At 56.5% G+C, this 23,206-nt stretch carries 18 protein-coding genes; 10 read left to right on the forward strand and 8 right to left on the reverse strand.

Annotated elements, in window-relative coordinates; translation table 11 throughout:
- Nucleotides 1–10: 10 nt before the first annotated feature.
- Both nudC and murI read left to right on the forward strand, forming a co-directional pair.
- Nucleotides 11–817 (forward strand): NAD(+) diphosphatase, encoded by an 807-nt coding sequence (gene nudC / locus BMZ67_RS06070; RefSeq protein WP_092021065.1) that lies wholly within the window; start codon nt 11–13, stop codon nt 815–817.
- Complete coding sequence (gene murI, locus BMZ67_RS06075; RefSeq protein ID WP_092021066.1) at nt 814–1,656, forward strand: glutamate racemase; 843 nt, start codon at nt 814–816, stop codon at nt 1,654–1,656. Before nudC ends, murI begins: the two co-directional genes overlap by 4 nt.
- Here the strand turns inward: murI and BMZ67_RS06080 are convergent.
- Both BMZ67_RS06080 and BMZ67_RS06085 read right to left on the reverse strand, forming a co-directional pair.
- Nucleotides 1,634–2,641 carry a DUF2156 domain-containing protein gene (locus tag BMZ67_RS06080; protein WP_092021067.1) on the reverse strand — a complete coding sequence of 336 codons (1,008 nt, stop codon included), beginning with the start codon at nt 2,639–2,641 and terminating at the stop codon, nt 1,634–1,636. The genes murI and BMZ67_RS06080 overlap by 23 nt on opposite strands.
- A gap of 49 nt (nt 2,642–2,690) precedes the next feature.
- Entirely contained in the window at nt 2,691–3,344 is a 654-nt protein-coding gene (locus BMZ67_RS06085) for a class I SAM-dependent methyltransferase (RefSeq protein WP_092021068.1), read from the reverse strand.
- Between the two features lie 364 nt (nt 3,345–3,708).
- Here BMZ67_RS06085 and BMZ67_RS06090 point away from each other — a divergent pair, with 364 nt between their 5' ends.
- The gene (locus BMZ67_RS06090) at nt 3,709–4,539 is read left to right on the forward strand and encodes a substrate-binding periplasmic protein (protein ID WP_092021069.1); all 831 of its coding nucleotides are present in this window, start codon (nt 3,709–3,711) and stop codon (nt 4,537–4,539) included.
- A gap of 15 nt (nt 4,540–4,554) precedes the next feature.
- On the opposite strand, the gene BMZ67_RS06095 is transcribed toward BMZ67_RS06090, so the two are convergent.
- Entirely contained in the window at nt 4,555–6,729 is a 2,175-nt protein-coding gene (locus BMZ67_RS06095; protein ID WP_092021070.1) for a putative bifunctional diguanylate cyclase/phosphodiesterase, read from the reverse strand.
- Nucleotides 6,730–6,751: 22 nt separating this feature from the next.
- On the reverse strand, nt 6,752–8,737 hold the full coding sequence (locus BMZ67_RS06100; protein ID WP_092021071.1) for an HDOD domain-containing protein: 1,986 nt from the start codon (nt 8,735–8,737) through the stop codon (nt 6,752–6,754).
- A gap of 355 nt (nt 8,738–9,092) precedes the next feature.
- Between BMZ67_RS06100 and BMZ67_RS06105 the strand changes: the two genes are divergently transcribed.
- The 5 genes from BMZ67_RS06105 (at nt 9,093) to BMZ67_RS06125 (ending at nt 16,609) form a co-directional block, all read left to right on the forward strand.
- Complete coding sequence (locus BMZ67_RS06105; protein ID WP_092021072.1) at nt 9,093–10,451, forward strand: MinD/ParA family protein; 1,359 nt, start codon at nt 9,093–9,095, stop codon at nt 10,449–10,451.
- A 254-nt stretch (nt 10,452–10,705) separates the two neighbouring features.
- A complete protein-coding gene (locus tag BMZ67_RS06110) occupies nt 10,706–12,244 on the forward strand; it encodes a fatty acyl-CoA reductase (protein ID WP_092021073.1) in 1,539 nt (512 codons plus the stop codon).
- A 307-nt stretch (nt 12,245–12,551) separates the two neighbouring features.
- Entirely contained in the window at nt 12,552–14,498 is a 1,947-nt protein-coding gene (gene acs / locus BMZ67_RS06115; RefSeq protein WP_092021074.1) for an acetate--CoA ligase, read from the forward strand.
- 39 nt (nt 14,499–14,537) lie between these two features.
- On the forward strand, nt 14,538–15,203 hold the full coding sequence (locus BMZ67_RS06120) for a LuxR C-terminal-related transcriptional regulator (protein WP_092021075.1): 666 nt from the start codon (nt 14,538–14,540) through the stop codon (nt 15,201–15,203).
- A 311-nt stretch (nt 15,204–15,514) separates the two neighbouring features.
- Nucleotides 15,515–16,609: a fatty acid desaturase family protein gene (locus BMZ67_RS06125; RefSeq protein WP_092021076.1), complete on the forward strand. Its 1,095-nt coding sequence runs from the start codon at nt 15,515–15,517 to the stop codon at nt 16,607–16,609.
- A 73-nt stretch (nt 16,610–16,682) separates the two neighbouring features.
- Here BMZ67_RS06125 and BMZ67_RS06130 read toward each other — a convergent pair whose 3' ends face one another.
- From BMZ67_RS06130 to BMZ67_RS06140, 3 genes are all read right to left on the reverse strand, one after another.
- Nucleotides 16,683–17,237 carry a YceB family lipoprotein gene (locus tag BMZ67_RS06130; RefSeq protein ID WP_092021077.1) on the reverse strand — a complete coding sequence of 185 codons (555 nt, stop codon included), beginning with the start codon at nt 17,235–17,237 and terminating at the stop codon, nt 16,683–16,685.
- A 154-nt stretch (nt 17,238–17,391) separates the two neighbouring features.
- Nucleotides 17,392–20,100: an ImpA family metalloprotease gene (locus BMZ67_RS06135; protein WP_092021078.1), complete on the reverse strand. Its 2,709-nt coding sequence runs from the start codon at nt 20,098–20,100 to the stop codon at nt 17,392–17,394.
- 113 nt (nt 20,101–20,213) lie between these two features.
- On the reverse strand, nt 20,214–20,405 hold the full coding sequence (locus BMZ67_RS06140) for a CPXCG motif-containing cysteine-rich protein (RefSeq protein ID WP_092021079.1): 192 nt from the start codon (nt 20,403–20,405) through the stop codon (nt 20,214–20,216).
- A gap of 185 nt (nt 20,406–20,590) precedes the next feature.
- Here BMZ67_RS06140 and BMZ67_RS06145 point away from each other — a divergent pair, with 185 nt between their 5' ends.
- Nucleotides 20,591–20,947 (forward strand): hypothetical protein, encoded by a 357-nt coding sequence (locus tag BMZ67_RS06145; protein WP_175481850.1) that lies wholly within the window; start codon nt 20,591–20,593, stop codon nt 20,945–20,947.
- An 11-nt stretch (nt 20,948–20,958) separates the two neighbouring features.
- Here BMZ67_RS06145 and BMZ67_RS06150 read toward each other — a convergent pair whose 3' ends face one another.
- Nucleotides 20,959–21,852, reverse strand: coding sequence for a LysR family transcriptional regulator (locus BMZ67_RS06150; RefSeq protein ID WP_092021080.1), 894 nt, complete (start codon nt 21,850–21,852; stop codon nt 20,959–20,961).
- Nucleotides 21,853–21,986: 134 nt separating this feature from the next.
- Here BMZ67_RS06150 and BMZ67_RS06155 point away from each other — a divergent pair, with 134 nt between their 5' ends.
- Entirely contained in the window at nt 21,987–23,195 is a 1,209-nt protein-coding gene (locus BMZ67_RS06155) for an acyl-CoA dehydrogenase family protein (RefSeq protein ID WP_092021081.1), read from the forward strand.
- Nucleotides 23,196–23,206: the final 11 nt, after the last annotated feature.

A 23,206-nucleotide genomic window follows, 5' to 3' on the forward strand; every position in this document is an offset into this window, starting at 1 on the left:
GGAGTGAGCGATGCAACGATGGCTTCCTGGCTGGGCAGACACCTCCCCGCAACCGGGCGATGGTGTTTTGGCCATGTCCAATGGTGTTATTCAGAAACCGGCCGATGGCTGGTTGATGGAGTGGTCCGATGTGAACGCTTTGCTGGGCGCTGAGGAAGAGCCTGTTTTCGTAGGGCGGCTGGATGATCGGGCGGTGTATGTTTGCGGCCTGGACGCGGACAGGGCTCCTGGTGAGCTGGAGGCATTAACCCTTCGTGATGCCTTGCTTTCTGGTGAACGGGTGCCGGCAGAGATGCTTGGGCTGGCCCATCAGGTGCAGCAATGGTGGTTTGACCATCGCTTTTGCGGGCGTTGCGGTGCTCACACATCTCTTCACCCTGTTGAGCGAGCCCGTCGGTGCGAGCCCTGCGGGGTTTCCTGGTATCCCCGGTTGTCACCCTGTGTGATCGTAATGATTCGTCGTCAGGACCGCCTGTTGCTGGCCAGGTCATCGCGGGTAAAGCGTAACTTCTTTAGTTTGATCGCGGGATTCGTGGAGGCAGGTGAGACCTTGGAGGAAGCGGTCAGACGGGAGGTCAAGGAAGAGACAGGGCTGGATGTGGCGAATATTCGTTATCACGCCTCCCAATCCTGGCCATTTCCGAGCCAGCTGATGTTGGGCTTTTTTGCCGACTATGCCGGTGGCGAGCTAGTTCTGCAGGAAGATGAAATTGCAGAGGCGGACTGGTTCCTTCCGGACGAGCTGCCGCCGGTACCACCAACGACAACGATCGCAGGCCGCTTGATTGGTGCCATGCAGCGGGAGATAAAGGGTTGACGGCACCGGGGGTTCTGATTTTTGACTCCGGAGTGGGGGGGCTGAGCGTGTCGCGGTGCATTCATCACGCGCTGCCCTCGGTTAGGCAGGTTTACCTCGCTGACAATGCCTGCTTCCCTTACGGCGACCAGCCGGAATCGGTGGTTGTTGAGCGGTGCTGTACGCTGATTGAGACGGCGTTGGCGGATTATCCGGTCGATGTGATTGTTGTTGCCTGCAATACTGCCAGCACCGTGGTGTTGCCGCAGCTGAGGTCGATAACCGATATTCCCGTTGTTGGCGTGGTGCCTGCGGTTAAGCCAGCAGCAGGCCTGTCACAAAACCGGCGGATTGGGTTGCTGGCGACTCCTGCAACGGTGCGGAGACCGTACCTGCAGCAATTGGTGGATGATTTCGCTTCCGATTGCACCCTCAGTCGGATCGGTCACCCGAAGCTGGTGCGCTGGATTGAGGATTGGGTGGCGGGGCAGTCACTGCCGTTGGCGGAACTGGATGATGCACTGGAGCCATTCCGCGTTGATGGCGTGGATACCGTTGTCTTGGGGTGCACCCACTACCCATTGATCGTTGATGCGCTCAAGGCATTGTTGCCGGATGTTCGTTACTGGGTCGATTCCGGTGAAGCCATCGCCCGTCGTACCGCCTTCCTGTTGCAGCAGGGCGGGCATCCGTTGGGTTTGGGAGAGCCGGGCGCTCAGGTGATGGACGCGGTGATGTTCAGTGGCGCTGTACCTGCCGGTATTGACGTTTTCCTGCAAAAATGGGGAATGGCACCATCCCGTCTATCAGGGGGATGGCCCTCATCCCAAACCGCGGTTACAGCAACCGCGTCAGCTTGAACATGGCGAGGAACTCCAGTACCGGCAGACTGCGGCGGTGACAACAGTACGTCTTGAACCCCTGTCCACGGAAGCGTGACTTGGTGAATTCCAGGCCCTTGAAGTTGTACAGGAAGTTCCCGTGCTCATAGAGCTTGTGCATCAGACCCTTAAGCATGCGGCCCTCTTGCGGTTCCAGAGCTTTGTCCAGAGAGAGAGGAATCAGGCCCAGGTCCAGGTAGGGAACGCCCTCTTCCTTGAACACCTCCATGGCGTGCGCCATTAATGTATAGAAGATGCCCTGTCGGAAATTGGCGTTGGCGCGGGAAATGTTGGGGACGTAAGAGATGATCTTGTTGTTGTGGTAGATGGGGTCAAAATAGATAAACCCGACGGCTTTACCATCCTGGTAGGCGTAGAAGTGCCGTTCATTCTCCCGGTAGTCCATCTGCATCGGGCGAATCAGGAAGCGAATTTCATTGCTCTTGCACTTACGGGTACGAATCCAGGCTTCGGAAATCTCCCGGGTGTGATCGTCGCTGAACCGTTCCTTGACCGTGATACCGCTCTTCTCTGCCTGGTTCAGCGCCGTGCGTAGAATTTGCTTTTTCTTACCGCTCAAGGACCAGTTGCCCAGATCAATGCGGGACTCGCTGCCGAACTGGGTGCCAAACAGGCCAAAGCGGCGGTGCAGGAAATCAACCACCGGCTTCGACACCTGGATGTAACAGGCATTCGGGTGTTGCAGGTGAAAACGTTCCAGAATCAGTTCAAAGTTTTCCGGGGCGGCGACAGGGTCAGACAACACAAAGGTCATTCCCCACTTCTTCATGTAGCCGATGTAGCCCACGCCTGGCAGGTCAAAGTAGTCCATCCCCGGTTGCAGGGTGGAAAACGACTGTGAATGGACACCGAACTTCTTCAGGTAATCCACCCGCTCAGAGAAGTCGAAAGCGCCTTTGGTGATGGTGTCCAGGCGATTGAGTGCAATGCTCTGATTCGTCATTTTTCCTGCTCCCCATTTATCAATTGTTGTTAGGGCTTGCTGGGGCTATTTACGCCTGTTTTTGGCCGAGAATGGACCAGTAGCAGTTCATGTTAAGTAGCTTGAAATGCTTCTTCTCGGTGACCTTGAGGCCCAGGCGCTGCATATGTTCGGGATAGTTGTAGATCTTGTGGAACGCGTTGTTCGCAAACAGCCAGAAAATAAAAACGGCGACGTACCAATAGGCCTTTTTGAACATCCGGGCAACGAGGTTGCCGTTGGGGTAGGAGAAATCGCCGACCACTACCTTGGCATCTGCCTTGCCGAGACGAATCAGGTGCTCCAGCACATTGACCATCATGTCTTCGTCAAAGACGTTCAGGAAAAAGTTGGCAACCACCATGTCGTACTGTTCGAACTCATCGACCTTCATGATGTCGCTGTGGACCTGTCGGATGGTCAGGTGAGGGGCTTCTTTTTCCAGGGCGTCAGAGAATTTGCGCAGCATGGTTTCAGACAGGTCGACGACGGTGACATCGGCGCCCAGTTCCGCAGCACGAATGGCATCGCGGCCGTGGCCTACGCCGGCAAACAGGATGCGGTCGCCAGCTTTGACGGTCTCAACATCCAGCATGGCCGTCTTACAGCGATGGATGCTCTTGCCGCTGTAGAGGTTGCTCAGAAAATCATATACGGGGCCAATGTACTTATATTTATCGCGCATGATCTCTTACCGCCTATCAGAATCTGCCTGGCCCGCCGTCACTGTTGTCATTGTTAGCCGGAGCGGTTGAAGGCGCTCCCGACGGCAGGGGATAGATTGAGCTTAGAGAAGAGGGCGCAGGAAATATGTGCAGTAGGCCGCATTTCCAGATACATAACGTAACGTTCCGCTACGCTTTGCAAACTAGATCAATAAATGGAATCCAAGTGTCAGACAATCCATTTATCGGTTTTTTAATTGTCAGGGATTGCGTCGGGAATTTTGAGCCAAGTCATGTTTTTTTTGCCCCGCGACAGAGTTCGATAGTGATGCCAGCCTTATACTGGCAAAAAGGAAAGTTAATGCCAGGAAGAGTGAGAATGTAATGGCTGGAAAGTTGTGGGCTCTGAAAGTGGTGGTGGCATCACTTTGTTTTCTGACATCGCCCCACGCTGTTCCGAATGAGCAGGGTGACGAGTTGCACATAAGCTACCTCGTGGTGGATGCGAAGGTTGGACCCTTCCAGGTCATCCACGAAGGGGTCAGTGATGGCGGCATCATTTCAGACATAGTCGATGAAATTTTTCGCGGTTCCGTGTATTCGGTCCACCATCTGGTACTGCCTGTCAATCGGATGACCCAGCAGGTAGCGGAGCATGAATACGCCAACTGGATCGCTTTTGATGCCCCGGTCTGGCGTTCCTTTGGGGATGAGGGTGAATTCACCGACCTTCCATTGTTTGAAACCCGGCACGTCATGCTGACCTGCAGAGGTGATATGCCGGTCCCGGTTCGAAGCATTGATGATCTTGAAGGGCTTTCCATTGCGACCTTGCGCGGCTTCAATTATCTCCAGCTTGATGAGGCTGAGGACGAGGGGGTGGTTCGCCTGGTTCCTGTGGACAACTTTAATGCGGGGTTGAATCTGGTTGCGCTGGGCCGGGTGGATGGCTTTATCGAGATGCAATCGAGGTTGCGCTTCCACCTCGGTGGGTTTGCGGGAGACACACGCTGCATGCAGGAGCTGGATGTCAGCTCGGTCATACCGAATTATGGGATCCACCTGGCGATGGACCGGGGATTACCCGACGAGGCCAAGCAACTGATCAACGAGCGGCTTGGTATATTGCATCGCTCTGGCGAACTGGAACGGATATGGCGCACGTACGTTCCGGACATGGTGTTGGTGGATAGCCCTGAGGAATCCGATCGCTGACAGGCTTCCTCTTGTCTAAACCGCGGCCACCTTCAACTCGGTTTGCTGCAAGGCAAGGTAGATCGCTTCAGAGGGACGTGGCGGACTGTAGAAGAACCCCTGTACCTGATGACAGCCCAGTTTGCGGAGGTAATGCAGCTGAGCATCGGTTTCCACCCCTTCGGCCACAATTTCCAGTTTCAGGCCATGAGCCATGGCGACGATGGCGTTGACGATGCAGGCGCCGTCATCGCTATTACGGATATCCCGCACGAAACTTTGGTCGACCTTGAGGGTGTGAATGGGCAGTCGGTGCAGGTAGTTCAGGGATGAGTAGCCGGTACCAAAGTCGTCGATGGCGATGCGAATGCCATAGTCAGCCAATTCCCGCAGTTTCTGACTGATCTGGTCGAGGTCGTTCATGATGACGTTTTCGGTAATCTCGATTTCCAGATTGCCAGCGGGGAAGTCAAAGGCTTCCAGCTGCTGGATGAGTCGCTCGACAAAGCGGGGGTGCTCCACCTGCAGTGGCGAAAGGTTAACGGCAAGCCTGAGGTCAGTATGACCACCGCGTATCCATTGGCCGACCTGTTCACAGGCCTTGGCCAGCACCCGCTCGCTCAGTTCGTCAATCAGCCGGGTTTCTTCGGCGAGGGGGAGGAATTCACCAGGGTAGAGCAGTCCCCGTTCCGGGTGTTGCCAGCGGACCAGGGCTTCAACGCCAATGATGCGGCCACTCTGGGCGCATACCTGTGGCTGGTAGTACACCCTCAGCTCATCACGCTCCAGGGCCAGGCGAAGATCCCGTTCCAGGCTGAGGCGGTTGGCTGAGTCGATGCTCATGTTTTCGGTAAAGAAACGATAATCGCCTTTGCCTTTGTCTTTGACATGGTACATCGCGATGTCGGCGTTCTGGATCAGCTGATCCATGGAGTCACCAGCCTCGGGAAACACCGAAATGCCGATGCTGATGCCCACGAAGACTTCATGCTCACCCAGTTTGAAGGGGGCATTGAGCGCATCAATCAGCTTTTGGGCGATCTGCTTCGCATCATCCTCACAGTGGATTGCAGGCAGAAGCAGGGTGAACTCGTCGCCACCAAAGCGAGACAGGGTATCTCCTTTGCGCAGGCAGCCCTCCAGACGGCGGGTAACCGCCTGGAGCAGGCGGTCGCCCATGGCATGCCCAAGTGTGTCATTGACGACCTTAAAGCGGTCCAGGTCGAGGAACATGACCGCGAGCTTCTGATCGTTTCGGCGTGCGTGGGTGATGGCCAGGTTCAGCCGGTCCTTGAACAGGGCCCGGTTGGGGAGTCGCGTCAACAGGTCGTGATAGGCCTGGAAATTGATGAAGGCTTCGGCTTCCTTGCGCTCGGTCACGTCTCGGGCAGTGCCGTAAAAGCGGGCTTTTTGGCTGGCCGCACGGTCGTCGATGCCCGTATTGTGGTGCCAGGTATCGGGATCGATCGGAAATGCGGTGACCTCAAAGTGCCGGTTGGCTTTGCGGCTGCCGCGGGTCTTCATTCTCACTTCCAGTGTGCGTGGGTTTTCAGATGATACGCTGGTGTCCTGAATGGCGTAGGTACCGCGGGCCACATCCTGTTCGTCCAGCATAATGCTGAAGTGCTGACCAATCAGCTCTGAGGGCATATACCCGAGGAGCGCGTTGACCTTGTTGTTGATGAAGCAGATGCGGCCATCCTGGTCCAGCATGAATACGATGTCTGGTGAACTGTTGACAATATAGCGGTGCAGCGCTTCCGACTTTTTCAATCTGGATTGGACGTCGGCATGATCCCTCAGCAGGGACTGCTGGCCGAGTACGTTTCTTACGGTCTCGAGGAGTTCCTCTGGATCAAAGGGCTTTTTGATGTAATCCAGGGCACCTCTCCGGAGTGCGCGGCTGACCGCGGTAAAAGCGCTTTCACCACTGACGACGATGACCCCGCAGTCAGGCCGGACGGAGGCGGCGTAGGCCATCACGTCGAACCCATCGATACCCGGCATACGCAGGTCCAGCATGGCAAGGTCGAACGTTCGTTCTTTGAGGACCTGGCAGGCGGCATGTCCACCCAGGGCTTCCGTGATTTCATAGCCGGCCTGCTTAAGCAGTGTCGCCAGGCTGGTTAACAGGCGTTGATCGTCGTCCACAACCAGTATTTCTGCTGGACGGCCGGTCTGGGGAAGCAGGGGCTTGCAGTCCGTAGTCATCGTTGTACGCCCGTTCCTGAATCTATCGGTGAGTGTCTGTGTCGTCGTCGGCTGTCATGGGGAACAATATCCGGAATAGTGTCCCTGTATCCCCTGTATGACAGCTGATGATGCCCTCCATGCCATCAATAAGCTGTTTAACAATACTCAGGCCAAGACCGCTGTGGTGCGAGCCCTTGGTGGTCTCTACGGGCCTGAATAGCTGATGCTGTACGTTGGCCGGTAATCCCGGCCCGGAATCCTGAATCACCAGTTCTACCCACTGGCTACCGCTCTGAATCACTGGCGCTGTCGTGCGCAGGGTGACGTCTCCCCCTGCGGGCATGGCCTCTACCGCGTTCTTTACAAGGTTGATCACCAGCTGCCGAATGCTGCCCCGCGAACCGGAAATCCAGGTCGGTGTGCGGCACAGGTTCAGGTTCAGACTGGTATGTCCATTGGCGAACAGGGTTTCCTCAAACAGGTCTGCAAGCGGCTTGAGCTCATCGTTCAGCAAAATCCGGTCGAACTCCTGGTCTTCCGGCGAATGACGTCCAACCTGCAGGAGAAGGTTGGTTGCTCGCTCAAGCTCTTCCCGGATCACGTCCAGATCGCCCTGGACCCCGGGGTCTTCCATCTTATTGCGCAGCTGGTAAATGTACTGACGGACGATCGTCAGCGGGTTACTGACCTCATGCAGCTGGCGGCGCAGTTCGTTGTGCTCGGTGGACCTTTCCAGGTCGCTGTCCTGGTGTTCTCTGAGCGCCCGGGACACGTTCTGGGAAAGCTGCCGGGCATACATATCGGCCAGGTCTCTGGATGGGTCTTCGTTTGAGTTGGTTCCAAGCACCAGTACCCCAACGGCATCTGATCCAGCCTGCACCGGCAGGGCGCAAAAAGATGGAGTTCCCAGCAAGTTTAGCAGTTGCCGGTCCAATACGGTTGGGGCATCGTCCTCCAGTGTAACCGGCCCTGAACCGGCAAACGCTTTGGTGAGTACGCTGTGCGCGGGGGTGCTGGCCACAACCATCGATGCCAAATCGCCCTGGCTGGTGGCCATTAGGGTGAGACCGTCATCGCCTGCACCAAAGCTCAGGCATGGCATGCCCGTCAGTAATGTCAGGCCGCTAACGGCGTGTGCAAGGATCGAAGGTATGTCCGGTTGCTGTGCAAGGGACAGCGCCTCATTGGTCAGAGCCTGGCTGATCAGCGAATGACGCAGGCGTTGTTGGCCGGGCTCCGCATCATAGTGTTCTCTTAATGGGATGCTGAGCGTCTGCGCGAGTGCTTCAACTTCCCGGTCAATACGCAACCGGATCTCGTGGGTGAGCTCTTCACTCAGGTCGAAAACCCGGATTGCTGCGGCAATCCCGGCGGCATCGGACAAGGCCAGGCGCGTTGACAGGTTAATCAGTTTGACCAGATGGCTGGCATCCTGAATGTCTGCAGGGGAAGCCTGCTGATAGCGCATGGCATCGGCTGCCATGGGGCCCAGCCCCCATGATTCGGTCAGGTTGGCGCCGATCTCTGCCTGCTGATCCAGGTACTGTTGCTTTAAATGTTCATCCTCGGTCTTTAGCGCGATCAGCTCACCAATGTTGTGAAGCATGCCGAGCAAGAAGGCTTCATCGGGGTCGTTGTATCTTGTCAGGGTCGCCAGGGCGCGTGCGGTGAGCGCTGTGGTCAGGGAGTGGCGCCAGAAGTCGCGTAGCTGACCCCATTGGTCGGCTCCCAGGTTAAACAGCAACTGGCGCAGGGCGACGGTAAGGATCAGGCTGTGAACACAATCGGTGCCCAGTCGGAGCAAAGCCTGCTCAACGGAGCGGATTTCGCCAGGGCGACCATAAAGCGCAGAATTAGCTAACGCCAGGACACGAGCGGCCATGGCGGTATCGGAAGCAACAATTTCGCCGATCTGGCGATAGCTTTGTTCTCCCCTGCAAGCTTCAAGCGCCCGCAATGTGAGTTCCGGCAAGCTGGGTAGCTGAAGGTCCGGAGATGGGCTTTGCTGGTGTCTGGTCACGGTCATCGTAGCCTGGTCATAAAAAAGCGCTTTGATCGAACTCGATCAAATCTTATGAGGCCATGTTCAGTTATTGTTATATGGTGCTGAGCATAGACAATAAATTACATTTATTAAATGTTTATTACTCATGTTTTGGCCTGATATCCGGTTGTTTTGTGAACAAAGTTCGATTTGATAACCGTAAAATCTCGTCAAACATTATCATTTAGGGCCATCGAAAGACCTTTGATGCCTACCGGCCCTGGTTCCGTTCACGCTAAACTCCAGGCAATCAGGGTCCGGTTAGCGGGCTCCCGGGCGACTGACCCGCTTCTGCCTTACCGTTATGGAAGACGACAACCCTCTGTACTGGGCTAAGATGGATCAGAACAATAATTCCAATAACACACGCGATCTGACGAAGCACGATTCGGACCATGATTCGGGCGTTGACAGTCAGCAGCCTCGCATTCTTGCAATCTCCAGTGGCAAAGGGGGGGTTGGTAAGACCTCGATTTCACTGAACCTGGCGTTGACCCTGGCGAGGGAAGGCCATCGTGTGCTGTTGCTCGATGGCGATACGGACCTGGCCAACGTCGCCGTTATGTTAGGGAAGTACCCGGAGCGAACCCTTGCCGATGTGCTGGACGGTGGGTGTGATGTATCCGATGTCATCATGACTGCACCCTACGGTCTGGACATTGTGCCTGGGGCGTCCGGTGTTCAGGAGTGTATGAACCTGGGCAGCGCTGAGAGTATGGTGCTGCTTAAATCCCTGGCCAGGCTTGAGCAGCGTTATGACTACATTCTGATTGATACCGCGGCGGGCCTCCAGTCTGTAGGGCTGCATATGATCGCGGCAGCAGCCATGGCGTGTGTGGTTGTGACGCCTGACCCTACCTCGTTGACCGATGCCTTTTCCCTGATCAAGGTGCTTAAGCGGCGAGGTTATCGCCGTACACCCAGTGTGGTGGTCAATATGGCCCGGGGGGCGAGCCAGGCCCAATCTGTGTTCCAGCGGTTGGATGGCGCGTCTCAGCGCCATCTCGGGTTGCGCTTGCATTACCTGGGCGCCATCTGGCGTGACGAAACGCTCCAGCAGTCGATCCTTGCCCAGCGCCCAGTTGCGCTGATGCCTGAAACCGATCCCTCCTGTCGGCAGTTCCAGACCCTGGCAGACATGCTGGGGGTCCGGTTTGGCCAGCTCCCGGAACGAAAAGCCGGTATTGCTGCGTATTGGCACCGGGTTTCCGTACGTGCCAGAGAAAAGGCTTCGGAGTCGGCTGCTGGTGAGGCTTCGCAGCCGGAGATCCCGCAGCAGACGTGTCAGCGTCTGGTGGCGGAACTGGGGCAGACCCTGGAGCGCCACCAGGACTCAACCATGCTTCGCTATGAAGCGTTTAATGCCGTGTTTGCACTGTTGGGGCGCACGTTGGATGATGACGCTATTGAGATAGTCCAGACCGGATTGGCTTCCCTTGGTTGGGAATCCCTGTCGTCGTCACAACGCACCCACTTCGCCCGTCACCTTCGTCAGTTTGCCGACCAGCTTGAGGCGGACAGTCGCCCGGACCCCGTTGAGCAACCTCGCGCCGACAACGAGTCGGAGCCGCGTTACGATCGCATAAGTTTTGGAGAACAAAGCAGTCTTATCAGGGCGTTGCGTGAACAGCCCGATGACATCCCCCTTGATGAATTCCTCCGCAATCTTGCGTCCCGCAAGGGCCCTCAGTCCTGACAATCAGCCCAGAAAGCCCCTTCTTTTCTTTGTAATAAATTTAATTGTTTTTGTGACATTTCTTTGCTGCATGTCACCGACTTGTCATGCAGACTGTGCAAATATTGGCCTTTAATGACCTGGCTGGCCTGTTAAATGCAACGGGTTTTTTGACCGTGTATTGCGGCCAGTCGGTTTCGGTAGGGGGAACCCAAGGAACGCCGAACCATGACAATTGATCCGAGACTTGTAATCTAGAGAAGGAGTTCCAAGCGATGACAGAGCATCAGAAGATTGAATTTGGTGAGTCGCAGTCCAAGGTTGCTGCTCAGCTGAGTGGCAAGCGTGTGCTGATCACCGGAACCACGGGATTTCTGGGCAAGGTAGTGCTGGAAAAACTGATCCGTGCGGTGCCGGATATTGGCGGTATCTACCTGTTGATCCGGGGCAACAAACGGCACCCGGATGCCCGCGAACGTTTCCTCAACGAAATAGCCTGCTCTTCGGTGTTTGAGCGCCTGCGTAGCGAGAACGGAGAGGACTTCGACGAGTTCGTGGATGAGCGGGTGGTTTGTGTGACCGGAGAAGTCACGGAGACTCAGTTTGGGCTCTCGCCGGAGGCGTTTCAGGCCCTGGCTGGCAAAGTGGACGCCATCATCAACTCGGCCGCCAGCGTCAACTTCCGTGAAGAGCTGGACAAGGCTCTGGCCATCAACACCCTGAGCCTGAACAGCATTGTCGATTTTGCGGCGGCGGCGGGGGACATCCCGGTGATCCAGGTCTCCACTTGCTACGTTAATGGCATGAACTCAGGAATGGCCGAAGAAACGGTGGTTCAGCCGGCGGGTGCCGACATTCCCCGCAGTGAGCAGGGCTATTATGAAATCGACGAGCTGATTCGCTTGCTGGATGACAAGGTTGCGGATGTTCGCTCCCGCTACAGCGGCAAAGTGCTCGAGAAGAAGCTGGTTGACCTGGGAATACGGGAAGCCAACCATTACGGCTGGAGTGATACCTACACCTTTACCAAGTGGCTGGGTGAGCAATTGTTGCTGAAGTCCCTGGCTGGAAAGTCACTCACCATCCTCCGGCCCTCCATCATCGAAAGTGCACTGGAAGAACCAGCCCCCGGCTGGATCGAGGGTGTGAAGGTCGCTGATGCGATTATCCTGGCCTATGCGCGGGGCAAGGTAACGGTCTTCCCAGGCAAGCGCTCAGGCATCATCGATGTGATTCCGGTGGACCTGGTGGGCAACAGCATCATCCTGTCGCTGGCGGAGGCTCTGGCAGAACCCGCAGAGCATCGGATTTATCAATGCTGCAGCGGCTCCCGCAACCCGATTTCCCTGGGCGAGTTTATCGATCACCTGATGGAAGAGGCGCGGGTAAACTACGCAGCCTACGACCAGTTGTTCTATCGTAAGCCCAGTAAGCCGTTTATCGCCATTGATCGAACCCTGTTCAATACGCTTATCAGCGGTGCCCGTATGCCGCTGTCACTGGCCAGTCGCGCCCTGAAGCTGGTTGGGCAGACTCGGGAGCTGAAGCTGTTGAAGAACCTGGATACAACCCAGTCGCTGGCCACTATCTTCGGTTTCTATACGGCGCCGGATTACATTTTCCGGAATGATAAGTTGCTGGCACTGGCCGAACGCATGGGGGCGGTGGACGAGACCTTGTTCCCAGTCGACTCGGCCCTGATCGACTGGGAGAGGTATTTGCGTAAGACCCATCTGGCTGGTCTTAACAAATACGCCCTGAAAGAACGCAAGCTCTATAGCCTGAAATCTCGTAAAGCCCGCAAAGCGGCCTGATGGCCGATTGGCCCTGAATCGCTCTTTACTAAGTCGGTTCAGGGTCGTTTACTCTTCCTTGCTCAATCCTGTCTATGCTTACGGTGCGCCGGTGCCGGGGCGCACATCCACTGACTGAATTCAACGCGTCGCAGGAACCGGACCTGAAGTGTCACGACCTTAGTACATTCGTCTAATTCATTGCAGAACTGTTCACGTGTTGAACTATAGGGTAACCGTCTTCATGGCCGTTCGGGCCTGTATAAAGATCTGTTTTTACAATATTGATAATGACTTAACAGACTCACAATAAAATGAGGGGAGCAATATGACTGAGAAGCATGTATACCCGGTGAATCCGGATTTTGCCAAACAGGCACTGGTTAATCGGGAACAGTACGATGCCATGTACCGTCAGTCAGTTGAAAATCCAGATGCCTTTTGGGGCGAGCACGGCAAGCGGCTGGATTGGATCAAACCGTACACCAAGGTGAAAAACACCACGTACGACTACAACAACCTGTCGATCAAATGGTTTGAAGATGGCGAGCTCAACGCATCCGCCAACTGCCTGGACCGCCACCTGGACGCCCGGGGCGATCAGACCGCCATTATTTTTGAAGGCGATGACCCTTCAGAATCCCGCCACGTTACTTACCGCGAGCTGCACACCGAGACCTGTAAGTTCGCCAATGTGCTGAAGTCCCTGGGTGTCAGCAAAGGGGACGTGGTAACCATCTACATGCCAATGATCGTCGAAACGGCGGTGGCCATGCTGGCTTGTGCCCGTATCGGCGCCATCCACTCGGTGGTCTTCGGTGGCTTCTCTCCAGAAGCGCTGGCGGCTCGTATCGAGAACGGCAAGTCCCGCTTTGTCATCACTGCTGACGAAGGGCTTCGTGGTGGCCGTAAGGTGCCGCTGAAGAAGAACGTCGATGCAGCGCTTTCCGGTGCCCAGCTGGACAGCGTTGAGAAGGTGGTTGTGGTGAGCCGTACGAACGGCGATGTGCCCTGGAACGAAGGTCGTGACGTGCGCTACGAAGAGCTGGTGGCCAAGGCCTCGGCTGAGTGCCAGCCTGAGCCGATGAATGCCGAAGACCCGCTGTTCATGCTGTACACCTCCGGTTCCACCGGTGCGCCGAAAGGGGTTCTGCACACAACGGGTGGCTACCTGACTTATGCCTCCATGACCCATCAGTACATCTTTGACTATCACGAAGGTGATGTTTACTGGTGTACGGCTGACTTTGGCTGGGTCACCGGTCACAGCTATATCCTGTACGGCCCGTTGGCGAACGGCGCCATTACCTTGCTGTTTGAAGGTGTTCCCAACTACCCTGACAGCTCCCGCATGGGCCAGGTAGTGGACAAGCACAAGGTTAATATCCTCTACACAGCACCGACCGCGATTCGTGCCCTGATGGCCGAAGGTGAGTCCTGCATGGCCGGCACAACCCGTGAAAGCCTGCGACTACTGGGCTCGGTGGGTGAGCCGATCAACCCCGAAGCCTGGGAGTGGTACCACCGGGTGATCGGTAATGACAATTGCCCGATCGTGGACACCTGGTGGCAGACCGAGACCGGTGGCATCCTGATCAGCCCGCTGCCGGGCGCGTTCGATCTGAAGCCGGGTTCTGCAACCTTACCGTTTTTCGGGGTTCAGCCTGCTCTGGTGGACAACGATGGCAACGTCCTGGACGGCGCTACGGAAGGCAACCTGGTGATCCTGGACAGCTGGCCAGGACAGATGCGCACAATTTACGGCGATCACGAGCGCTTTGTACAGACGTACTTCAGCACCTACAAGGGAATGTATTTCACTGGTGATGGTGCCCGTCGCGATGAGGACGGTTACTACTGGATCACTGGTCGTGTGGACGATGTCCTGAACGTCTCCGGTCACCGCCTTGGTACCGCCGAGGTTGAAAGCGCACTGGTTGCCCATGAGTTGGTGGCAGAGGCGGCAGTCGTTGGTTATCCTCATGACATCAAGGGGCAGGGCATCTATGTCTATGTCACCCTGGTGCAAGGCGAAACGCCAACGGACGAGCTGAAGAAAGAGCTGGTTCAGTGGGTTCGCAAGGAAATCGGCCCGATTGCGTCACCGGATGTCATCCAGTGGGCGCCTGGTTTGCCAAAAACTCGTTCGGGCAAGATTATGCGGAGAATTTTGCGTAAGATTGCTGCTAACGAGCACGATCAATTGGGCGATACCTCCACCCTGGCGGACCCCAGTGTTGTTGATGAACTCATCAGTCATCGTGCATTCCAGTAAGGTCGGGGCCTGGGCCCAACATCTGTAAGGACTTGTTGAATGACACAACAAATCATCATCGCTGATGACCATCCGCTGTTTCGGGCAGCATTGAAACAGGCGGTCACCCAGGCGGTCCCTGATGTGGAAACGGTTGAAGTTGAAAGCATCAAGGCGCTTCAGGCAGCGGTGGAGTCCCATCCGGATGCGGATCTGGTATTGCTGGATTTGAACATGCCGGGGGCCCATGGCTTCTCCGGACTGGTGTTCATGCGAGGCCAGTACCCCGGATTGCCCGTGGTGGTTGTGTCAGGCTCTGAGGAATTGCAGGTGATGCGCCGCTCCATCGACTACGGGGCGTCCGGTTTCATTCCGAAATCGGCTCCCCTGCCGACCATAACCGAAGCGATCCAGGCGGTGTTGGAAGGTGATGTCTGGTTGCCGCCGGGTGTTGCCGACAAGATCGAGCGTATGCATGCGGATACCACCGATTTTTCCGAGAAGCTGGCGTCACTGACACCTCAGCAGTTTCGGGTGTTGGGTATGCTGGCAGAAGGTTTGCTGAACAAGCAGATCGCTTATGATCTCGATGTATCCGAGGCGACGGTAAAGGCGCACATCACGGCGGTTTTCAGAAAGCTGGGCGTGCGCAACCGGACCCAGGCGGTCATTGCCATCCAGCAAATGGAAATCGATCCGTCGGATACGTCGCTGTCTGGCAGCTAGTCAGGCCGTTAGGCCAGATAAAAAAAGGATCCCAGTGCGGGTCCTTTTTTTATGCTTAGGGTTTTCCATCGTCTATTTTGAACTTCATCAGTAGGTACAGGTGTTCTGTATTGTCGATTTTTTTGATTGGTGTCAATTTTCGTGGGTGGCTACGAGCAAAAAAATAACCTATTGATAGTTAAGCTGTATATTCATTTTAGTTGTGATTTTTCAGGAAGTGTCACCAAAATTTTATAAATATGCCATTGCCATGTAACGGGCGTTTATGTAAATTCAGCTTACAAATGTACGCTGAAATTTATAGGTGAGTGATGAACGCTGCTGTGCAACCAGAAGCTCTCAAGAACGGTGGTTTCGGACAGCCCGATGAACGTGAGCTGCGGGATCAGATGCGCAAAGATTTGCCCGCTGACACGTTTAAGCCACAGACCTGGCGGGTGATTTGGTTCCTGCCTCTTCAGATGATTATCTGGGGCGGGATCGCAACCATCCTGCTGGCAGGGCTGCCGTGGTACGCCAACCTCCTGCTGGGTCTTGTGGTGGGACACACGATTGGATCCCAGGCACTGCTGGCCCATGAGGTCCTGCACGGAGCTCTGGGTATGAGCAAACGTTGGCAGAATTTCTTTGGCTGGTTGGGGTTCGGTCCGCTGATCGTTCCGCCTGAGTTCTGGCGTCGCTGGCACAACGTGGTTCACCATGGCAATACCAATATTGGGGATGTTGATCCCGACAGCTTTGGTACCCTGCGTCGCTACCGCGCTGATCCGAAGCAGAAGAAATTCACCAAGCTGGCTCCGGGTTCCGGCAAGTGGTACAGCTACTTCTTCCTGACCTACTCGTTCACTATGCATGCCCAGCTGGTGCTGTGGGGGCAGGCCAAGCGACGCAAGCAGTTCAAGGGTTTTGACCGTAAATCTGCGATTCGCCAGACTTATTACTGCATTGCTGCGTGGGCGGTGCTGGCGGTGATTTCCGGGCCGATGGCGCTGTTCACTGTGTTGATTCCATTCATGGTGGCGAACGCGTTGGGGCAGGGCTACATCCTGACCAACCACTTCTTGCGCCCTCAGACGGTGTCCAACAACCCGCTGGATAACTCCATGAGCCTGCGATCAAACCCGATTCTGGACCGCCTGCACTACCGGTTCAGCCATCACGTCGAACATCACTTCTTCCCGAAGATGCCTTCGACCATGGCACCTCGTCTACGCAAGTGGTTGGAAGAGAATCACGGTGACCGTTACATGGCGATGCCCCATTCAACTGCCATCAAGTACCTGTACACCACACCTCGGGTATACAAGTCGGCGACCGAACTGGTGGATCCTATTCGCCCGGAACGGACGTTTGACCTGATGCCCCTGCAACGTCAGTACGCGGCCAGCAATTACGGCAAAGCCTGACGGTAGCGCAGGCACAAAAAACAAAAGGCACGCTTGGCGTGCCTTTTGTCGTTTCGGGGGGGGAGCTGGCCCGTCAGTCGTCGGCCATCACAAATTCCAGCCGCCCCGGGGCAACCCGGATGTCCATCGGCACGAGGCCAAACATCCGCTGGGTGGGGTCGGTTTCATCAAGCCGGTAGACCGGGAACGTCTCCAGCAGCTGAGAGACCGAGCGCATGATGTTCTCGGTGATGGGGGTCAGGTCCTGATTATAGAGACTGGATTCGACCCGGCTGTCGAGCAGCTGTAAGCGGCGGATGTAAACGGCCTTCTCCTCATGGTCATAAACCGGAGACCCTTCCAGCTTGAGACTGACATTCACTGGTAACCGTGCCATCAGGATGTTCAGTGCCACTTCACCATCCACATCAATAACCGCAACGTCACGGCCGTCGGGGCCGAGCGTGATGTCGGCATCTTTCAGGTTGACGCTTAGCGGCGAGCCGGATTGAAGCTGTTGGCGATCGAAGTCAGCAATGGCGTCCCGCAGGTGATTTTCCAGGGTGTTTTCGCTGATGGTGTAAGGGGAAAGTCCCGCACACCCCGTCAGGGCGAGCGCCAACAGCAGCAGGGTGATCGTTCGGTACATAGATGTCTCCTTGACAGTAGGGTGAGCTTTGACGGATTCGCCGAAACGTACAGCATACGGCGATTCGAGGGGGGTTGGCTAACCCACGCTTCATTAATCATTGGTTAGCCAACCGCCAAGGAGTGTTGCCATCGCGAGCGTTCGCGACAGGGGATCAGGGCCAGGCGGTAGAGCCATCGGGCATGATGGCGGTGGGCACATCGTTACGGCAGACGGTATCGCTCTGGTAGAAGCCCGGGTTGAAGCTGCCCAGGTGGGCAACCAGACCCTGGGCGGTGGCGCTGGTTTCCACGCCCCACAGGCTGAAGTAGGCGGTCAGGTCACGGTTAAGGATGACCGAAGCGGACACCAGCATGAAGTCATTGCCGCTGAGGCCCGCTGCGTCGGTGTGGTTGATGCCGGCAAAGCCAAGCTGGTTCTGTTGACTGAGCCACTGGGTGTCATTACTTACAGCGAGACTGAACTGCCGCTCGTGCAGGTACATCAGGGTGAACAGGTCCCAGCCGCTGCCGAGCCCCAGGTCACGGGCAAGGAAGTGAAGCTGCTCATAGAACGCCAGCCGGACAAAGTTACCTCCGTTGATCCACAGGTTGGCTTTGGTTGCTGAGAGTGGGTCCCCCTGGTTCTGAGCTGAATTCAGTATGTTGTAGGCACTGCGGCTGTCGGTACGGGTGCACATAGCCAGCGCTTCGTTGGTGTTGTGATAGAACTGATACGCCTTGTAGAGCGGGAATATGTTGTTGGAAACCTCGCCGGAGACATCATAAATTTTCAGACGGCCACGCTGAAGGTTGTGGCCGATTTCATGGCTTTCACCCCAGCCAAGCGGGTTCAGGGGCCATGCCTGGTCGTAGGGGTTGCCTGAGCAGCCGTAGCCACAGTGGGCCCTATTGTCGCTGTTGACGTGCTGGATCGCAGGCTTGCGGTGCAGCTGGGCATTGTTGCAATCCCACCCCAAGGCCGTGCAGGTGGCAACGACAGAACTGTTAAGGGAAAGCCCTGGTCCGCTGAACCCGGCCAGATTGTAGGTTCCCTGGATCATATACTGCCAGACATGCTCCAGTGCCAGAGTAACGTCGCCCCTATAGCGGTCGTCATCCAGGAAGGACACCATGTGGTGCTTGATGCTGGTGACTTCGACAAAGTCGGTCTGGATCCCGGTCCAATTGAGTGGGGTGCTGCGCACCTGCTGAACAAACTCGGTGGCTTGGCTCAGGTCTGTCAGATGGGGGTAGGTGGTTGCCCCCGTCGTGGTTATCTTGATGTCTCCAGTGACAGCAGCGCCGGTCAGCGACAGGTAGACTGGACCTCCGTAGGCAGATGTTAGGGTAACCGGTTTGCCTGAAGGCAGTGGGATGACGGTGCTGGCAACGAACTTGGGCCGGGCGTATCCATTGGCTTCCCATTCCCGGGTGGTGCCGGAACGCAGGTGGTTGATCTTCACACCAACGTTCGTATCAAGGCTGTCGGTACGGGTAATGGTCACGGTTTGCCCGGGCAGCGCATACAAGCCAGTACTTGCCACGCTGTTCTGGGTGGTAGTGGCGACCTGGCGCTGGTAACTGGCAGTCTTGATGGCCGGCAAAGGGTCGCTGAAGTTGCCCAGGTCTGGCTGTGCCGGGTTCAGGGGGCGGCGAACCGGGTGAATGTGATCGGCAAAATAGGCCCTCAGGAAAGTGCTCTGGGCTGTATTGGCCCTATCCATCGGATAGTGGATGTCCTGACGGAGTAGGTCGGCCAGGAGCGTGGTCAGTTTCAGGAACCGGTTGTTGGTCTCGGTGAACAGGCTCCGCCCGTTTTGTTCAATGGAACGGATGGACGCCCGAAGGTCTTGAACCGGGCTGGTGAACTGAGTATCCATCCCCGGCGCGTTCAGGCAGTTGCCATCCGGGCAGTTTTGCCAGTCGATGTTGAACGTGCCGTCCCGCAGGCGGTGGAAAAATTCACGGTAGGTCTGATAGATCACCAGGTTTGCGGTCATGTTGGTGCCGCTGTCCCAGTCGGCGAGACCCGTTGAAAAATAGTTTCCCGCGTAGGGCATGCTGGTGCCCATCCACCCTGCAATGGCATCGGTGACCGCGGATTGGTTCCAGGCTCTCTGGTGACTGTAGAGCACACCGGTGCCGGATGCCCGGGCCTGGTCCAGGGCTGTGGTGATCAGGTTGGCGTGGCTGTCGGATGCCTGGTTGTCACCGATCACCACCAGGTCGCTGCCCGCGATACAGCTTGCCAGCGTTTGTGGGTCAGGGCAGCTGCTGATCAAGGCCCCCTCGATATTGGCTTGCAGCCAGTCCTGGTGCTTCTGTTCGTCCGAACCCAGCAATGCCAGCTTGATCGTGGGCTGGTTGCCGGCATTGCGTGGTGCGATCAGCCAGTTGATTAGCCGGGCAGTAGTTCCACCTAGGTCGCTGACTTCACTGTCGCCATTTTCGAGTCGGGTGAGCAGGTTGGTGCCAAAACCCGCATAGCGGGCATCACCGGATACGCCAGCTACGGCCAGTATCCGGTTGTTGTTGGAGGCCTGAACCAGCGGGAAGCTGTGGCTGATGTCATTGATCTGGAAAACCTGGCTCTGCTGGCCTGGCGCATAGCGGAAGGGCGAGTCACTCATTACCGTCAGGTAGGCTTGATCCGCGAACTCCTGGCGCTGCTTCAGCAATGTCAGGATGGCGCTGTAGAGGTCGTCGGTGGTAGGCACCAACAGGGCATTACCGGTTGCCAGCGCCTGTTCCACTGGGTTGACGGACGGTCGTTGTAGATTGCTGTCGGTGTCAGGGGCTGTCGGCTGGGAGTCGCCCCCGCCTCCGCAGGCAGCCAATGCCAAGGGAAGGAGTACTGCACACAATCCTTTCCGTAACCTCATGAAATTCGATCCTTAATCTGCGTTGAAGGCTGGTTAATCCGGATCGATGATAGGGGGGCGAGTGCTGGTGCTTTGTAACGAAGTGTATTGCTGAGAGCTGCCCCTCAGTTTCGCTAGTCATTCTCCCGGCTTGCGAGGACGGTGAGGGTGCCCTGAGCATCGAACGAGGCTGAGATCACGATGGGTTGGCAGCAAACCTGGCAGTCTTCAACATAGCGTTGCTCCACTTCGCTTGGGTCAACGGTGATCACGAAGCTTTCCCAGCAGTACGGGCACTGAATGGTTGTGGTCTCGAGTGCGGACACGGTCGCGGTCTCCTGAGTTGTTCCGCCTGAAGTTTAGTCGTCGCAGGCTGCCTTGCCAGCGGGGGACATTTACCGGGGCCCTGGTGGTGTCTATGATGTGCCCATTGGGCAGGGGCGTTCCTGGTATCGGGTAGCCGAAGACAAGCAGAGTTCCCTGCGTTATGGACTGAAGGAGACGTCGGATCGTGTTCTATCGGATTGTCACGCTGGTTGGCGGAGTGGTGTTTGTCGCGGTGCTGTTTGCGCTGCTGTGGTTCTTCTGCCGGAAGTTTCTTGAACGCCATGGCGTGACGGATATGGTGGCCGACCGTGCGACGGTTCTGGCGACCTGGACCTTTGCCGGTATCAGTGTCGGTCTGCTGTTTGCCGTTGTTGGAGCGTTTGTGCTTGGCCCCTGGGCCTTCTACCGAACCTTGCGGGGGCATGACGTACCCATTTCCGATGCGGCGGCGGTATGGTGGGGGCTGGCTATTGTGGTGGCCGCGATGGCGACCACCGGGGTGGGGTTTGCCGCATTTCTTTATGCAGTGGGTGCGCTCTAGCGCCTGCGCTTTCAGACAACCCGGTGCAGCTGCTCCTTCAGCCAGGTCAGCGCCGGCTCTTTCTCATAGGCTTTATGCCAATAAAGGTGCACATCAATGGGCGGCAGCTCCGTTGGTGGCTCCAGCAATTCGATGTCAGCCCGTTCTGCAATGATCTGCGCGTAGGTTGCCGGCATGGTCAGCACCAGCTCGCTGTTCTCCACCACCCGGCAGGCGGCGTAGTAATGTTGGCAGCGCAGACGGATTTTCCGCTGAACGCCAAGGCGGGATAGCTCAAAATCTTCGATCCCCGGGCCTTCGGGGCGCGACGACACCAGAATATGCCGGTGCTCCAGATACCGGTCCATAGTGATTTTCCCTTTCGTCAATGGGTGCCCCCTGCGGACAATGACGGTCAGCTGGTCTCGTCGCAGCAGTTCGTGGGCGGTCTGATCCGACACCGGTAACAGCACATCCACCGCAAAATCCAGTTTGCCCGCCGCCAGCTGGGTTTCCATTTCACGGCGGGGAATCCGCTGGCTGACAATTTCCAGTGCGGGGTAGGCTTCCAGGTTTTCCATCAGTTTTGGCAGGAAAGTGGACTCTAGGATATCCCGCAAAGCCAGGGAGTAGGTCTTACGCTGGCTGGCGGGATCAAAGGCATGGAACTGGTTAACCGCGCTTTGGATCTGGGTTAGGCCAGGGCGCATGGACTCCAGAAAGCGCCGAGCCAGTGGTGTGGGAACCATCTGGTTGCCCTGGCGGGTAAACAGGGCGTCGTCAAAGTGGTCTCGAAGCCTGGCCAGGGAGTGGCTGATAGCCGGCTGGGTCAGATGCAATGCCTGGGCTGCACGGGTCAGGCTGCCTTCTCTGTAAATGGTGTCGAAGACGTGCAGCAGGTTAAGGTCAAGGCGATTCAGGGCCATGCCTTGGGCTCCTTTTCTGGATAAGCTGTGCTTATGATAAGTGATTAATACAATTCAGTCGCGTAATACATTGGGCGAATCTAGACTGTTCTCAATGTCGAATTGCCTTCACTCCGTTTAGCGAGGAATGTGTTATGGATTTCACCATTTCAGAAAAGGGTCAGGATTATCTCAACCGCGTGAAAGCATTTATGCGCGACGAGATCTTTCCCATCGAAGAACAGTACCGTCTTGAGCTGGCGGCTCAGGAAAACCGTTGGGTTGTTCTGCCGATCATCAAGCAGCTTAAGGAAAAGGCCAAAGCCCAGGGGCTTTGGAACATGTTCTTTCCGGATGAAAAGCACGGTTGCGGTTTGCTGAACTCCGACTATGCCCTGATAGCAGAGGAAACGGGAAAGAGCTTCATTGCGCCGGAGGTCTTCAACTGTAATGCCCCTGACACCGGCAACATGGAAGTGCTGATCCATTACGGTTCCGAAGCGCAAAAGGCAGAGTGGCTGCCACGCCTGCTGAGTGGCGAGATTCGCTCTGCGTTCTGTATGACGGAGCCGGGTGTGGCGTCTTCTGATGCCACCAACATGGCCGCAACGGCGGTGGTTGAAGGTGATGAGGTGGTTCTCAACGGCCGTAAATGGTGGAGTACCGGCATTGGCCACCCCGATTGCAAGGTGGCGATTTTTATGGGGCTGACAGACCCCTCCGCAGACAAACACCGTCAGCACTCCATGGTATTGGTGCCGCTGGATACCCCGGGGGTAACCATCGAACGCATGCTGCCGGTGTTTGGTGAATACGACGAGCCTTACGGTCATGGCGAGGTGGTGTTCGACAACGTTCGCCTGCCCACCAGTGCCTTTATTGCCGGGCCTGGTCGTGGTTTTGAAATTGCTCAGGGCCGCTTGGGACCAGGGCGGGTTCACCACTGTATGCGTGCCATTGGCGCCGCGGAGCGGACGCTGGAACTGCTGATCAAGCGGGCCACCACCCGGGAGGCGTTCGGTCGCCCATTGGCGAAACTGGGCGGAAACCCTGACATCATCGCCAATGCCCGCATGTCTATTGAGCAGGCTCGCCTGCTGACCCTCAAATGTGCCTGGCTGCTGGACACCAAGGGAATCGGGGGCGCGCTGGCGGAAGTGGCCATGATCAAGGCCGTGATTCCGAGCATGCTGCAGACCATTGTCGATCAGGCGATTCAGATTCATGGTGGTGCGGGTGTCAGCGACGATGACTTCCCGTTGACCCAGTTGTTTGCCTACGCCCGTGTGTTGCGCCTGGCGGATGGTCCGGATGAAGTGCATCGTGCCACGGTGGCGCGTATGGAACTGAAAAAATACCGTTGAACGCAGGAGTC

The organism is Marinobacter zhejiangensis (assembly GCF_900114775.1).
In the GTDB taxonomy this organism is placed as follows: domain Bacteria; phylum Pseudomonadota; class Gammaproteobacteria; order Pseudomonadales; family Oleiphilaceae; genus Marinobacter; species Marinobacter zhejiangensis.

Excerpts from the sequence above, each read along its gene's own strand:
- BMZ67_RS06125 (WP_092021076.1), top strand. The coding sequence starts at position 15,515 with ATGAACGCTGCTGTGCAACCAGAAGCTCTCAAGAACGGTGGTTTCGGA.
- BMZ67_RS06150 (WP_092021080.1), bottom strand. The coding sequence starts at position 21,852 with ATGGCCCTGAATCGCCTTGACCTTAACCTGCTGCACGTCTTCGACACC.
- BMZ67_RS06080 (WP_092021067.1), bottom strand. The coding sequence starts at position 2,641 with ATGACGAATCAGAGCATTGCACTCAATCGCCTGGACACCATCACCAAA.
- BMZ67_RS06085 (WP_092021068.1), bottom strand. The coding sequence starts at position 3,344 with ATGCGCGATAAATATAAGTACATTGGCCCCGTATATGATTTTCTGAGC.
- nudC (WP_092021065.1), top strand. The coding sequence starts at position 11 with ATGCAACGATGGCTTCCTGGCTGGGCAGACACCTCCCCGCAACCGGGC.
- BMZ67_RS06110 (WP_092021073.1), top strand. The coding sequence starts at position 10,706 with ATGACAGAGCATCAGAAGATTGAATTTGGTGAGTCGCAGTCCAAGGTT.
- BMZ67_RS06095 (WP_092021070.1), bottom strand. The coding sequence starts at position 6,729 with ATGACTACGGACTGCAAGCCCCTGCTTCCCCAGACCGGCCGTCCAGCA.
- BMZ67_RS06120 (WP_092021075.1), top strand. The coding sequence starts at position 14,538 with ATGACACAACAAATCATCATCGCTGATGACCATCCGCTGTTTCGGGCA.
- BMZ67_RS06100 (WP_092021071.1), bottom strand. The coding sequence starts at position 8,737 with ATGACCGTGACCAGACACCAGCAAAGCCCATCTCCGGACCTTCAGCTA.
- BMZ67_RS06105 (WP_092021072.1), top strand. The coding sequence starts at position 9,093 with ATGGATCAGAACAATAATTCCAATAACACACGCGATCTGACGAAGCAC.
- BMZ67_RS06135 (WP_092021078.1), bottom strand. The coding sequence starts at position 20,100 with ATGAGGTTACGGAAAGGATTGTGTGCAGTACTCCTTCCCTTGGCATTG.
- acs (WP_092021074.1), top strand. The coding sequence starts at position 12,552 with ATGACTGAGAAGCATGTATACCCGGTGAATCCGGATTTTGCCAAACAG.
- BMZ67_RS06130 (WP_092021077.1), bottom strand. The coding sequence starts at position 17,237 with ATGTACCGAACGATCACCCTGCTGCTGTTGGCGCTCGCCCTGACGGGG.
- BMZ67_RS06155 (WP_092021081.1), top strand. The coding sequence starts at position 21,987 with ATGGATTTCACCATTTCAGAAAAGGGTCAGGATTATCTCAACCGCGTG.
- BMZ67_RS06090 (WP_092021069.1), top strand. The coding sequence starts at position 3,709 with ATGGCTGGAAAGTTGTGGGCTCTGAAAGTGGTGGTGGCATCACTTTGT.